The organism is Streptococcus sp. SO4 (genome assembly GCF_030440055.1).
In the GTDB taxonomy this organism is placed as follows: Bacteria; Bacillota; Bacilli; order Lactobacillales; family Streptococcaceae; genus Streptococcus; species Streptococcus nidrosiense.
This window is the reverse complement of record NZ_JAQFJI010000002.1, coordinates 170,402-182,561: the sequence shown is the minus strand read 5'-3', so window position 1 is coordinate 182,561 and position 12,160 is coordinate 170,402. Positions and strand designations below refer to the sequence as shown.

General features: G+C 37.9%; 13 protein-coding genes, 1 tRNA gene, 2 rRNA genes and 1 other RNA gene. 16 read left to right on the top strand and 1 reads right to left on the bottom strand.

Annotation, left to right across the window (positions count from 1 at the left end; translation table 11 throughout):
* The 5 genes from PCY08_RS02130 to PCY08_RS02110 all read left to right on the top strand — a co-directional run.
* Positions 1 to 108, top strand: a 23S ribosomal RNA gene (locus PCY08_RS02130); the annotation flags it as partial.
* Positions 109 to 186: 78 nt separating this feature from the next.
* Positions 187 to 302, top strand: a 5S ribosomal RNA gene (gene rrf / locus PCY08_RS02125).
* Between the two features lie 5 nt (positions 303 to 307).
* Positions 308 to 381 (top strand) — tRNA-Asn (locus tag PCY08_RS02120).
* Positions 382 to 793: 412 nt separating this feature from the next.
* Positions 794 to 1,030 carry a sigma(X)-activator ComW gene (comW, locus tag PCY08_RS02115; RefSeq protein ID WP_301559269.1) on the top strand — a complete coding sequence of 79 codons (237 nt, stop codon included), beginning with the start codon at positions 794 to 796 and terminating at the stop codon, positions 1,028 to 1,030.
* Positions 1,031 to 1,261: 231 nt separating this feature from the next.
* Positions 1,262 to 2,548 (top strand): adenylosuccinate synthase, encoded by a 1,287-nt coding sequence (locus PCY08_RS02110; RefSeq protein WP_025171244.1) that lies wholly within the window; start codon positions 1,262 to 1,264, stop codon positions 2,546 to 2,548.
* A 468-nt stretch (positions 2,549 to 3,016) separates the two neighbouring features.
* Here PCY08_RS02110 and PCY08_RS02105 read toward each other — a convergent pair whose 3' ends face one another.
* Entirely contained in the window at positions 3,017 to 3,556 is a 540-nt protein-coding gene (locus PCY08_RS02105; RefSeq protein ID WP_301559268.1) for a hypothetical protein, read from the bottom strand.
* A gap of 308 nt (positions 3,557 to 3,864) precedes the next feature.
* On the opposite strand from PCY08_RS02105, the gene tadA reads away from it, so the two are divergent.
* From tadA to srtB, 11 genes are all read left to right on the top strand, one after another.
* On the top strand, positions 3,865 to 4,332 hold the full coding sequence (gene tadA, locus PCY08_RS02100; protein ID WP_301559267.1) for a tRNA adenosine(34) deaminase TadA: 468 nt from the start codon (positions 3,865 to 3,867) through the stop codon (positions 4,330 to 4,332).
* Between the two features lie 32 nt (positions 4,333 to 4,364).
* An RNA gene (gene ffs, locus PCY08_RS02095) (signal recognition particle sRNA small type) lies at positions 4,365 to 4,462 on the top strand.
* 213 nt (positions 4,463 to 4,675) lie between these two features.
* A complete protein-coding gene (locus PCY08_RS02090; protein WP_301559266.1) occupies positions 4,676 to 5,119 on the top strand; it encodes a dUTP diphosphatase in 444 nt (147 codons plus the stop codon).
* Position 5,120: 1 nt separating this feature from the next.
* Positions 5,121 to 5,660, top strand: a complete 540-nt coding sequence (locus tag PCY08_RS02085; RefSeq protein WP_223141548.1) for a histidine phosphatase family protein — start codon at positions 5,121 to 5,123, stop codon at positions 5,658 to 5,660.
* A 16-nt stretch (positions 5,661 to 5,676) separates the two neighbouring features.
* Positions 5,677 to 6,168 carry a hypothetical protein gene (locus PCY08_RS02080; RefSeq protein WP_301559265.1) on the top strand — a complete coding sequence of 164 codons (492 nt, stop codon included), beginning with the start codon at positions 5,677 to 5,679 and terminating at the stop codon, positions 6,166 to 6,168.
* 41 nt (positions 6,169 to 6,209) lie between these two features.
* Entirely contained in the window at positions 6,210 to 7,574 is a 1,365-nt protein-coding gene (gene radA, locus PCY08_RS02075) for a DNA repair protein RadA (protein WP_301559271.1), read from the top strand.
* Between the two features lie 71 nt (positions 7,575 to 7,645).
* The gene (locus PCY08_RS02070; protein ID WP_301559264.1) at positions 7,646 to 8,341 is read left to right on the top strand and encodes a TIGR00266 family protein; all 696 of its coding nucleotides are present in this window, start codon (positions 7,646 to 7,648) and stop codon (positions 8,339 to 8,341) included.
* Positions 8,342 to 8,488: 147 nt separating this feature from the next.
* Complete coding sequence (locus PCY08_RS02065) at positions 8,489 to 8,983, top strand: carbonic anhydrase (RefSeq protein ID WP_006147430.1); 495 nt, start codon at positions 8,489 to 8,491, stop codon at positions 8,981 to 8,983.
* Between the two features lie 216 nt (positions 8,984 to 9,199).
* Entirely contained in the window at positions 9,200 to 10,168 is a 969-nt protein-coding gene (locus PCY08_RS02060; RefSeq protein WP_000010179.1) for a ribose-phosphate diphosphokinase, read from the top strand.
* 300 nt (positions 10,169 to 10,468) lie between these two features.
* A complete protein-coding gene (gene abpA / locus PCY08_RS02055) occupies positions 10,469 to 11,137 on the top strand; it encodes an amylase-binding adhesin AbpA (RefSeq protein ID WP_301559263.1) in 669 nt (222 codons plus the stop codon).
* Between the two features lie 74 nt (positions 11,138 to 11,211).
* Entirely contained in the window at positions 11,212 to 12,051 is an 840-nt protein-coding gene (gene srtB / locus PCY08_RS02050; RefSeq protein ID WP_301559262.1) for a class B sortase, LPKTxAVK-specific, read from the top strand.
* Positions 12,052 to 12,160: the final 109 nt, after the last annotated feature.

Sequence of the window (12,160 nt, the reverse complement as noted above, 5' to 3'; positions counted from 1 at the left end):
ATTTTATATCAGTAAGAGCCCTGAGAGATGATCAGGTAGATAGGTTAGAAGTGGAAGTGTGGCGACACATGTAGCGGACTAATACTAATAGCTCGAGGACTTATCCAAAGTAACTGAGAATACGAAGCGTGATTATTTTAAGTGAAATTTGAAAGATATTCAATTTTGAGTAGGTATTACTCAAAGTTAAGTGACGATAGCCTAGGAGATACACCTGTACCCATGCCGAACACAGAAGTTAAGCCCTAGAACGCCGGAAGTAGTTGGGGGTTGCCCCCTGTGAGATAAGGAAGTCGCTTAGCTTTAATCCGCCATAGCTCAGTTGGTAGTAGCGCATGACTGTTAATCATGATGTCGTAGGTTCGAGTCCTACTGGCGGAGTAAGTAAACGTTCTAAGGAACGTTTTTTTATTTATCTTTCAGGGGTCATCTTGATCCTTTTTTTATTTAGCTCTTTATTAATATTTAATATTTTTTATAAGTTTGTTAGATTTGAGTGTTTTATTTTAAGTCTTTTTAATAGGTCTTATAAGTAATTCTTTAATGGATTGTGTGGGGTTGTTTTTTAGTTCTTATGTTTCTTTTTCAATTAAGTTAGCTCCCATATTTTCTACAATAATTTTTCCTATAGCTCTTTTTTATTTTGAAATGTATTATTATATATCTGTTCTGTCAATTTTCTTTAACTGTTATTAATTTTACTATTCACAATAGTACATGATAGAAGTATCTTCCCAGGTTCTTCTATTTTTTTGTTATACTCATTTTATCAATAGAAATGGAGTTAAATAAAATGATTGAACAGATTTATGAACAATATCTTGATTTTTATGATGTTATTGAAAAAGAATATAGTTATTTAGTAGATAATGATTTAGAATGGGAAGTTTTTCATCTTCGATTTTTACTCTATTATTTAGTTCGGTACAATCTTGATATTATGCATCCTTTATTTTCTTACCACTATAGATCTTGCTACCGTTTGTACATTGAACAGCTATTAATTTCAAATGACTGTGTTGGGGGATAATTTATAATTTTCATATTTCCGAACGATTTTATAGTTTTCTCTTTTCATAATATAAATTTACAATATTTTTTTAATATTAATTTTCTAATTTTCTCTAATTCCCTAATGTTTCTGGTCTTTGGTCTTGAAAAAATTGAGAATCTTTATTATAATAAATTGTAAGATATAATTGCAGGTGAGATTCCTGCCATGTATGTGAGAAAGGAAGAGCCTAAGGGCTCAGACAAGATTATGACTTCAGTTGTTGTTGTAGGTACCCAGTGGGGTGATGAAGGTAAAGGGAAGATTACAGACTTCCTCTCAGCTAATGCAGAAGTGATTGCACGTTACCAAGGTGGTGATAATGCTGGTCACACAATTGTGATTGATGGAAAGAAATTTAAGTTGCACTTGATTCCTTCTGGAATTTTCTTCCCTGAAAAAATTTCTGTCATTGGGAATGGGATGGTTGTAAATCCTAAGTCACTTGTGAAAGAGTTGAGCTATCTTCATGATGAAGGTGTTACAACAGATAATCTACGTATTTCTGATCGTGCGCATGTTATTTTGCCGTACCACATCGAATTAGACCGTTTGCAAGAAGAAGCTAAGGGTGAAAATAAAATTGGTACTACTATCAAGGGTATCGGACCAGCTTATATGGATAAGGCTGCTCGTGTTGGAATCCGTATTGCAGATCTTTTGGATAAAGAGATTTTCCGTGAACGTTTAGAACGCAATCTTGCTGAGAAAAATCGTCAATTTGTAAAATTGTATGATAGCGAACCTATTTCATTTGATGATATTTTTGAAGAATATTATGAGTATGGCCAACAAATCAAGCAATATGTAACAGATACTTCTGTTATCTTGAATGATGCACTTGATAATGGCAAACGTGTTCTTTTTGAAGGTGCACAAGGGGTCATGTTAGATATTGACCAAGGAACTTATCCGTTTGTTACTTCTTCAAACCCTGTTGCTGGTGGTGTGACGATCGGTTCAGGTGTTGGTCCAAGCAAGATTGACAAGGTTGTAGGTGTATGTAAAGCTTACACAAGTCGTGTTGGTGATGGTCCATTCCCAACTGAATTGTTTGATGAAGTGGGAGAACGTATTCGTGAAGTAGGTCATGAGTATGGTACTACAACAGGTCGTCCACGTCGTGTAGGTTGGTTTGACTCAGTTGTGATGCGTCATAGTCGCCGTGTTTCTGGCATTACAAATTTATCTTTGAACTCTATCGATGTTTTGAGTGGTTTGGATACAGTTAAAATCTGTGTTGCTTATGATCTTGACGGTCAACGCATTGACTACTATCCAGCTAGTCTTGAACAATTGAAACGTTGTAAACCTATCTACGAAGAATTGCCAGGTTGGTCAGAAGATATCACTGGAGTACGTACTTTGGAAGATCTTCCTGAAAATGCACGTAACTATGTTCGTCGTGTTAGCGAATTGGTTGGCGTTCGTATCTCTACTTTCTCAGTAGGTCCTGGTCGTGAACAAACAAATATTTTAGAAAGTGTTTGGTCATAAGAGATTTTTTAAGATTTGTTTAAGATAGTTCAGCTACACTATAAACAGTTACAAGAAGACCTCCTAACTTGTTGTAACAAATATCCTAAACTTTTCTTTTTCATAATAATCTCCCTATAAAGTCACCGCATTCGGTGGCTTTTTTTGTCATTTTTTAAGTCCTATCTGGGTGTCTTCTTGAAAGTATCATATGAAGAAAAAACATTGGGCATTAAGTTTTTAGATTAAGTTTCGATTTGGTAGCCCCAGATCTACGAGTTTTCAACCTTTTGGTAGATTAGTTGGAGAAAAGAAGTTTCGGTAAAAGAAGCTTTTTGAATTCTCAAATACCAACAAATCGTTTAATTTGCCATCACATCAAAGGCGCATAACTAAGAAAAAATGAGGTTGGGATTTCTGATCCCAGCCTCTTCAGTGAACTATTTTCTTGAGAATTTGTAAGTTAGACAAACTTGAATTTTTTCTGAATCAGCTTACTTGATTATCTGATTTATCACTTTGAAATTGCTTCATTTCGTGCATAAAAGCATCTGCTTTTAGTTTGTCTGTGATGATACTGACTCTGACTAGCTTATTTAGTTTTTTTTCATGTCCTTCTAAAAAAATAGGATTTCTAATTTTTATGCTTAACTTTACACAGTTAAAGGGACGCCTTTTAATGGTTAGTTGTTCAATATCTTGAAGTTTAAATTGATAATGTAATACGCTGTGGCCTCTATTGCTATAGGTATAATACTGGACAATATTGTTTTTATAAACTTCTAATTTTACTCCATTTATGAAGAGAGAATAGCCCAAAAACCATATAAGGAGGGGCACATAAATCAGCGCTACCGCCATAACAATCTTGTCTGCAAAATCAGTATTATAAGCCATCAGGTACTTTAGAATCCAGAGAATCATAACAGATAAAGATATTATGGATGGCCCTCCTACTCTATTAAATGTATCTTTATATGGAAACATCAAGGTAAGTTTTGGTTCATCCTGTAAAAACTCTAATTTCATTATTTACTCTTTCATCTTGTTTATTATTTAAATCTCAGGATAATCATCTCTTGGAGACTTATAGTTAAAAATCTTCCGACAGATCTGGACATTCTGTATCAGTTGTCCCCATTACTCTCAGTTCATGATTTCTAGTGTTTCTCTAAATTTTGCTACTATTATACTCTTTTTAAAACTTTATTTCTACAATCCAGAGATAGATTACTATCTATAGAAAAGTTAGTTACTGCAAATATTACAGAGCTCTTTTTTTGTCTAGGAAAACATGCTATAATGATAGAATTGATAGGCGAGAAAAGAGAGAAGCTATGGATTATACAGTTGAAGAAAAAAAAGCATTTATGAGAGAGGCCTTAAAGGAGGCGGAGATTGCTTTAGAGCATGATGAAATCCCAATAGGTTGCGTAATTGTCAAGGATGGAGAAATCATTGGTCGGGGCCACAATGCCCGCGAGGAGTTGCAACGTGCGGTTATGCATGCAGAGATTATGGCCATCGAGAATGCGAATCTGAGGGAAGAGAGCTGGCGTTTGTTGGACTGCACACTTTTTGTGACCATTGAGCCTTGTGTGATGTGCAGCGGGGCGATTGGGCTTGCCCGTATCCCAAAGGTAGTCTATGGGGCTAAAAATCAGAAATTTGGTGCAGCTGGAAGTCTGTATGATATTTTGACAGACGAGCGTCTTAATCATCGTGTGGATGTTGAGACGGGGATTTTAGAGAGTGACTGTGCTAGCATTATGCAGGAATTTTTTAGAAATCGACGGAAAAAATAATTTCTCTTTTAAAATCTTTGGGAATGTGGTATAATAACTAATGGAGCAACAGTTCTGCGTGAAGCGGGTCAGGGGAGGAATCCAGCAGCCCTAAGCGAAGTGAATTGTGTGCTCTTTTTTCGTGCTTTAAAGAAAATAGTTTAAGTATGGCTAAAAAGGAATGAGTTTGTTAATAAAAGGGAAAATAAGTGACATTTTAAATATCTTTAAATTTTTTGTATGATTTTATTGTTTGCTTTTTGATAGGACACTTTTCTTTATTTTATATAGAAGATTTTTCGTGCTTTTTTCGAATAAATAAGATAAAATAGCCTAGAATATAAGATTTAAAAAGAGGGAAAATATGAAAATTCGTGGTTTTGAATTAGTTTCTAGTTTTACAGATGAAAATTTGCTACCCAAGCGTGAGACAGCACATGCAGCTGGTTACGATCTAAAAGTTGCAGAACGTACAGTTATTGCTCCAGGAGAGATTGTCCTTGTTCCAACAGGGGTTAAGGCCTATATGCAACCGACTGAGGTTCTCTACCTCTATGATCGTTCTTCAAACCCTCGTAAGAAGGGTTTGGTTTTGATTAACTCTGTGGGTGTCATTGATGGAGATTATTATGGTAACCCAGGAAATGAAGGACATATCTTTGCACAGATGAAAAACATTACTGACCAAGAAGTGATTCTTGAAGTTGGGGAACGTGTGGTTCAGGCTGTTTTTGCTCCATTTTTGATTGCGGATGGCGATGCGGCAGATGGCGTTCGGACTGGTGGATTTGGGTCAACTGGGCAATAAGATGAAGATTATCTTTGTACGTCATGGGGAGCCAGATTATAGTATGCTTGATAAACTTGAAAATCCGCAACTCTATAGTGGTTTTGGTCGTGATTTAGCACCATTGACAGGAAAAGGTCGCAGTCTGGCAAAAGAAGTTGCTAAAACTGCATGTTTTGGAAAGGCAGAGATTATTATTTCATCGTCTGTGACGAGGGCTTTAGAAACAGCACATTATATAGCAGTTGAAACAGGATTGGACTTATTTGTGGAGCCGTTTTTTCATGAGTGGCGTCCAGACTTAGATGGCACTAACTCTGATTTAACTAGTGTATTGGTAGCTCATGAATATTATCTAAAACATCAAGGAGGTTTATCTGAAGATTCTCCTTATCGCTATGAAACTGATCTAGAGATGCGTCATCGTTTTTTAAGAGCTTTGGAAAAATATAAAAATTATAAAACTATTATCATTGTAACTCACGGAATGCTCATGCGCCAGTTTGTGCCAAATGAGAAGATTGATTTTTGCCAAGTGATTGAGTGTGAGATAGAGATATAGAAAGAAGCACAATGAAATGAGCTATAAGGATTTTCAAGCTTTTACCGCAGAAAATTGTCAAGGGTATAAGAAGGTGTATGAGATTAGTATTGGAGGTTTTCTTTACTTGGCTTTTCTTCCAGTAGACTATCAAAAAATCCTTTGCATTTCTTCAGAATATATGTCCATCATCGATAGTGAAAAAGGTCAAGTCACTCCAATAGATGGGGATTACGATGAGATAGAGTTAGTAGCTATGTGTGATGGTTATGACTCTCCTATCCCTATCGCTGGACAATATGGTGGAATCCTTCCTTTGTATAATGGTAAAGACATCCGAGTGACAATGGATAAAGACCAATCTGAAGAATATCCGATTTTAACCATTTATTGGGAAGAGAATAAAGAAACTAGGACTCAAATTTATAAAGGTTATTTACCCTATATTTTTGGATTTAGTTCTGATGGGGAGTATTATGTCCATGCGGATGATGGTGGACTGATTGTTCTGAAAAGAAATAGTTACTGATTTGGAAAATTAATAAGAGATTTTAAAATGAAAGGATTAGAATCATCGCAAAGAAAAAAGCGACATTTATATGTCAAAATTGTGGGTATAATTCCCCTAAATATCTAGGACGTTGTCCAAACTGTGGGTCTTGGTCTTCTTTTGTTGAGGAAGTTGAGGTTACAGAGGTCAAGAATGCGCGTGTGTCCTTGACAGGTGAGAAAACTAAACCTATGAAACTGGCTGAAGTGACCTCCGTCAATGTCAATCGAACCAAGACTGAGATGGAGGAGTTCAACCGAGTTCTTGGTGGAGGTGTGGTACCAGGAAGTCTTGTCCTTATAGGTGGGGATCCTGGGATTGGGAAATCAACCCTGCTCTTACAAGTCTCAACCCAGCTGTCTCAAGTGGGGACAGTTCTCTATGTCAGTGGGGAGGAGTCTGCTCAGCAAATCAAGCTACGAGCAGAGCGTTTAGGTGATATTGATAGCGAATTTTATCTCTATGCAGAGACCAATATGCAGAGTGTTCGCGCAGAGGTGGAGCGCATCCAACCAGACTTCCTCATCATCGACTCTATCCAGACCATCATGTCTCCTGAGATTTCAGGAGTGCAAGGATCTGTGTCTCAGGTGCGTGAGGTGACTGCAGAACTCATGCAGTTGGCTAAGACTAATAACATTGCCATCTTTATTGTCGGGCATGTGACCAAGGAAGGAACCTTGGCTGGGCCTCGGATGTTGGAGCATATGGTGGATACGGTGCTTTACTTTGAAGGGGAGCGCCACCATACCTTCCGAATCTTGAGAGCAGTCAAAAACCGTTTTGGCTCGACAAATGAAATTGGGATTTTTGAGATGCAATCAGGTGGCTTGGTTGAGGTGCTCAATCCTAGTCAAGTTTTCCTAGAAGAACGTTTAGATGGAGCAACGGGTTCGTCCATCGTGGTGACCATGGAAGGGACGCGTCCGATTTTAGCAGAAGTGCAGGCCTTGGTAACACCAACTATGTTTGGAAATGCCAAGAGGACTACAACAGGCCTTGATTTCAATCGTGCTAGCTTGATTATGGCTGTTTTGGAGAAACGGGCAGGTTTGCTTCTCCAAAATCAGGATGCTTATCTCAAATCTGCTGGTGGTGTCAAATTGGATGAGCCTGCTATTGATTTGGCAGTTGCGGTTGCTATAGCTTCGAGTTATAAGGACAAGCCAACCAATCCTCAGGAATGTTTTGTAGGAGAATTAGGTTTGACTGGAGAAATTCGGCGTGTAAATCGTATCGAGCAACGCATCAATGAAGCTGCTAAACTTGGATTTACAAAAATCTATGTACCTAAGAATTCCTTGACAGGTATTAAGCCACCTAAGGAAATTCAGGTGATTGGAGTGACGACTATCGGAGAAGTCTTGAAAAAAGTATTTTCCTAATAGTCTTACTCAGTTTTAGATTGCTAAACACTTTATAGCCAATATTTATTAAAAACAAGGAGGAATTTCTGATGAAATTTTCTATGGATAGTCAAATGCAATTTCCTTTGGTAGAGTTATCGCTCAACCAAGGAGAAACAGTCTTTATCCAGCGCGGTAGCATGGTTTACCACACACCTAATGTCAGCCTCAATACCCAACTTAATGCGAGTGGTTCTGGTTTGGGGCGTTTTGTCAAAGCTGTAGGACGTTCTATGGTTTCTGGTGAAAGTACCTTCATTACTCAAGCTATTGCAGAGTCTGACAACGGACATCTTGCTTTAGCACCAGATACTCCTGGTCAAGTGATTGCTCTTGAACTAGGTGAAAAGCAGTATCGATTGAATGATGGGGCTTTTCTGGCTCTTGATGGGACGGCTTTTTATACAATGGAGCACCAATCTATTGGGAAAGCACTTTTCGGAGGTCAAGGTGGTCTCTTTGTGATGACTACCCAAGGCCAGGGAACTCTTTTGGCCAATGCTTTTGGCTCTATTAAGAAAATTGAGCTACAAAACCAAGAAATAACTATCGACAATGCCCATGTGGTAGCTTGGAGTCAATCTTTGGACTATCATATCCACTTAGAAAATGGCTTCTGGCAGTCTATTGGTACAGGCGAAGGAGTGGTGAATACCTTCCGAGGTACCGGTGAGGTCTATGTACAAAGTCTCAATCTTCAAAGCTTTGCAGGCTCTCTTAACAAGTATATCCAAAAAGGTTCATAATAATAAAAAAACTAGGGCAGAAACCCAAGCTAGAAGCTGGATGTCTCTGTCCTGGTTTTTTAATAAGGAGGTTGACAGCTGACAAATACTCTTAAAAATGATAAGATAGGAGAAATGTTTGATTATCAAATTTTTAAGGGGGAAATCGTGTCGTATTTTGAACAGTTTATGCAAGCCAACCAGGCTTATGTTGCCCTGCATGGGCAGTTGAATCTGCCAATCAAGCCGAAAACAAGAGTAGCCATTGTGACTTGTATGGACTCACGTCTGCACGTTGCACAAGCTTTGGGGTTAGCACTTGGAGATGCTCACATTTTACGGAATGCGGGCGGTCGAGTGACAGACGATATGATTCGCTCACTCGTGATTTCTCAGCAACAAATGGGAACAAGAGAGATTGTGGTTCTTCATCATACAGACTGTGGTGCTCAGACATTTCAAAACGAAGAGTTTCAAGAACATTTAAAAACTGAATTAGGGGTTGATGTCTCGGGCCAAGATTTTCTCCCTTTTCAAGACGTTGAGGAGAGTGTTCGTGAGGATATGCAGTTACTTCGAGAATGCCCATTGATTCCAGATGATGTGGTTATTTCAGGGGCTGTTTACGATGTGGATACAGGCAGTATGAGAGAGGTATACTAACTTTTCCTTTGTGAATTCCTATCTTCCTATGAGATAGAATGTCTAAGTTGTCACATTTCAGCTTGAATATAAGGAATATAAATGAGCACAAGACAAGGGGATAAATGTCCATTCTTGTCTTATTTTTTATTGAAAAATCAAGAAAAAAGCGCTACAATGGTAGTTGGAAAAATGTTGTGAAAAAACACAAGTGATACATAAATACTGGAGGAAATCATGTCTTTTTCTGATTTAAAGCTGTTTGCCCTTTCTTCAAATAGAGAATTGGCAGAGCGTGTGGCGCAAGAGATTGGGATAGAGTTGGGAAAATCGACTGTACGTCAATTTTCAGATGGAGAAATTCAAGTTAATATCGAAGAATCGATCCGTGGGAAACATGTCTTTATCCTACAATCAACTAGCTCACCTGTAAATGACAATCTGCTAGAAATTTTGATTATGGTAGATGCTTTGAAACGTGCCAGTGCAGAATCTGTCAACGTTGTTATGCCTTACTATGGCTATGCACGTCAGGATAGAAAGGCGAGAGCGCGTGAGCCAATCACTTCAAAACTTGTAGCAAATATGCTAGAAGTGGCTGGAGTGGATCGTTTGTTGACGATTGACTTGCACGCTGCACAGATTCAGGGATTCTTTGATATTCCTGTTGATCACTTGATGGGTGCTCCTTTGATTGCAGACTACTTTGAGCGTCGTGGCATGGTTGGTTCTGACTATGTGGTTGTCAGCCCAGACCATGGTGGGGTGACTCGTGCTCGTAAATTAGCAGAGTTTTTGAAAACTCCAATTGCCATTATCGACAAACGTCGTAGCGTAGACAAGATGAATACCAGTGAAGTGATGAACATCATTGGTAAGGTTGAAGGTAAAACTTGTATCTTGATTGACGATATGATCGATACAGCTGGAACTATTTGCCATGCGGCGGATGCTCTTGCAGAAGCTGGTGCTGTCGAAGTTTACGCAAGCTGTACGCACCCAGTTCTTTCAGGGCCTGCTATGGATAATATCCAAAAATCAGCGATTAAAAAATTAGTTGTTTTGGATACTATCTACCTACCAGAAGAACGTTTGATTGATAAGATTGAGCAAATCTCTATCGCTCATCTCTTGGCAGATGCGATCATCCGTATCCATGAAAAACGTCCTCTATCTCCATTATTTAGTATTGAGAAAAAAATCTAACGAATTCGTTGGATCAGACAAAACTCCTAACAAAGTGATAGACCTTGTTGGGAGTTTTCTTAATTAGATCAGAAAAATGTGAAAATTTCACTAATTGTTCGTTTTTTAGTCCATTTTTTTCCTTAATCTTTCGAGAATATTGCTTGTTTTTTAAGAATATAATAAATTTTACTCGTTTTTTACCAGGAATTTTAAAAATACTTTAAGAAATAGCTTGACAACTTAAATATATGTGATATAATTTGAGTTAATAAGGATTATCCTTATAATTAAAATTAAACTTAAAGAGGAGATAAAACAATGAAAAAAGTTTTATTGTCATCAGTAGTAGCTCTTGCAGTATTCTCAGCAGCAGCTCCAGCTTTTGCAGATATTAACGGTGGAGCTAACACTCCAGGTGCATATGACCAACCAGTAACAGGTGGTGGAGTAGGCGATGCTTACAATTCACAAACTGAATTTGTAACTGCACAACGAGTTAACGAATATATCGCAGCTCACTCAGAAGATATCAATGCTAATAAAGCTGAATTGGATGCAGCTAAAGCAGCATTGGCAACAGCAGAAAATGCACCAGAAAACTTTGCACACAACCGTGATGAGTTGTTGAAACCTTACCGTGATGCAGTAGCAGCAGCTCAATCTAAATATGATGCAGAAGTTGCACGTGTTCGTAATGAAGCTATTCAAAGCCTACAAAAGAAATGGAATACAGCTAAGAAAGAAGAAGGCAACTACTACATCTTGAATGAAACTCCAGAGCAAAAAAATGCTCGCTATTTGAAAGAACATGGTCTATCTGGTCAAGCTACAACTGATCCAGCAGCTGACCAAGATGCAACTAAACCAGAAGATGGTAAACCAGGTGCTGTAGACCAAGCTAAAAAAGCAGACGCAGCTGCTAAAAAAGCAGGCGCAAATGCTAAAGCAGGTCAAAAAGCTCTTCCAAAAACACACGCTGCTAAATAATTTTATTTAAAAAGTAGCCAATCACTGAAACTTGGTTTCAGTGATTTTTTTGGTAAAAAATGAGGGAGGAAAAGATGAGTAGACGTTCTACGACAAAGAAATCACCAATTACTAAAATAATTGCTTCAATCGTTGCAGTAGCTATCGTTGCTTTGGGAGGCTTCTTTATCTATAAGAGCTTTCTAGCTCCAAGTGGAGATAAGCTAAATGATGCAAAGGTTACTCAGGAAGCTCCAAAACAAGCCTATACTGCTAGCGCAGAAGAAAAGGAATATCTCGCAAATAAATTTAAAGGTTTGCTTGCAACCAACTCTGAAACGGTTGGTTATGTATATATTCCTGGTACACAGTTGGATGAACCAGTCGTTCAAACAACGGATAATGCGACTTATTTAGATAAGCGCTTTGATGGCGTTAACGAGCCTTTAATGGGGGCAGTCTTTATGGACGCCGATAACAAGAAGGACTTTAGCGATCGATTGACTTGGTTATTTGGTCACGCTCGTGGTAGTAAAGTGCCTGACCATCGTATGTTTAAAGATGTGAATTACTTCAGTCGCCAAGAATATTTTGATGCACATCCTTATGTAGTCATTGAAACTCCAGAGAGAAAGTATTATTATGAAGCTGTTGCCATGATTATTGTGCCAGAAGAAACAGCTTTTTACCGTACTTCTTTTGATGATGATGCGGATTTTGAGAAACAGCTAAATATTATTTATGATACTGCAGAGGTTAAGAAACCAAATGTTAAGGTATCAGCTAAGGATAAATATCTTGTTCTTTCTACTTGTCGTGAAGAAGATGATACGATTCGTGCCAATCTCTACCTTCGACAAATTCCTGACTCAGAGATGAGTGACTTTGTCAAACAACATGGAGAAAGCCTTCAGTATAAACCAACAAGAGAATAATCTTTAAATAAAATTTTTATGAATCCTCCTCAAATTAAATGAAATAGTTTAATTTTGGGAGGATTTTTTGATTTTTGTTTTTATAGTAATTTTCTGCAAACCCTTTCAA

Bases quoted from the DNA above. Each gene is read 5' to 3' on its own strand.
- comW (WP_301559269.1), top strand. From the start codon at position 794: ATGATTGAACAGATTTATGAACAATATCTTGATTTTTATGATGTTATT.
- PCY08_RS02110 (WP_025171244.1), top strand. From the start codon at position 1,262: ATGACTTCAGTTGTTGTTGTAGGTACCCAGTGGGGTGATGAAGGTAAA.
- PCY08_RS02105 (WP_301559268.1), bottom strand. From the start codon at position 3,556: ATGAAATTAGAGTTTTTACAGGATGAACCAAAACTTACCTTGATGTTT.
- tadA (WP_301559267.1), top strand. From the start codon at position 3,865: ATGGATTATACAGTTGAAGAAAAAAAAGCATTTATGAGAGAGGCCTTA.
- PCY08_RS02090 (WP_301559266.1), top strand. From the start codon at position 4,676: ATGAAAATTCGTGGTTTTGAATTAGTTTCTAGTTTTACAGATGAAAAT.
- PCY08_RS02085 (WP_223141548.1), top strand. From the start codon at position 5,121: ATGAAGATTATCTTTGTACGTCATGGGGAGCCAGATTATAGTATGCTT.
- PCY08_RS02080 (WP_301559265.1), top strand. From the start codon at position 5,677: ATGAGCTATAAGGATTTTCAAGCTTTTACCGCAGAAAATTGTCAAGGG.
- PCY08_RS02070 (WP_301559264.1), top strand. From the start codon at position 7,646: ATGAAATTTTCTATGGATAGTCAAATGCAATTTCCTTTGGTAGAGTTA.
- PCY08_RS02060 (WP_000010179.1), top strand. From the start codon at position 9,200: ATGTCTTTTTCTGATTTAAAGCTGTTTGCCCTTTCTTCAAATAGAGAA.
- abpA (WP_301559263.1), top strand. From the start codon at position 10,469: ATGAAAAAAGTTTTATTGTCATCAGTAGTAGCTCTTGCAGTATTCTCA.
- srtB (WP_301559262.1), top strand. From the start codon at position 11,212: ATGAGTAGACGTTCTACGACAAAGAAATCACCAATTACTAAAATAATT.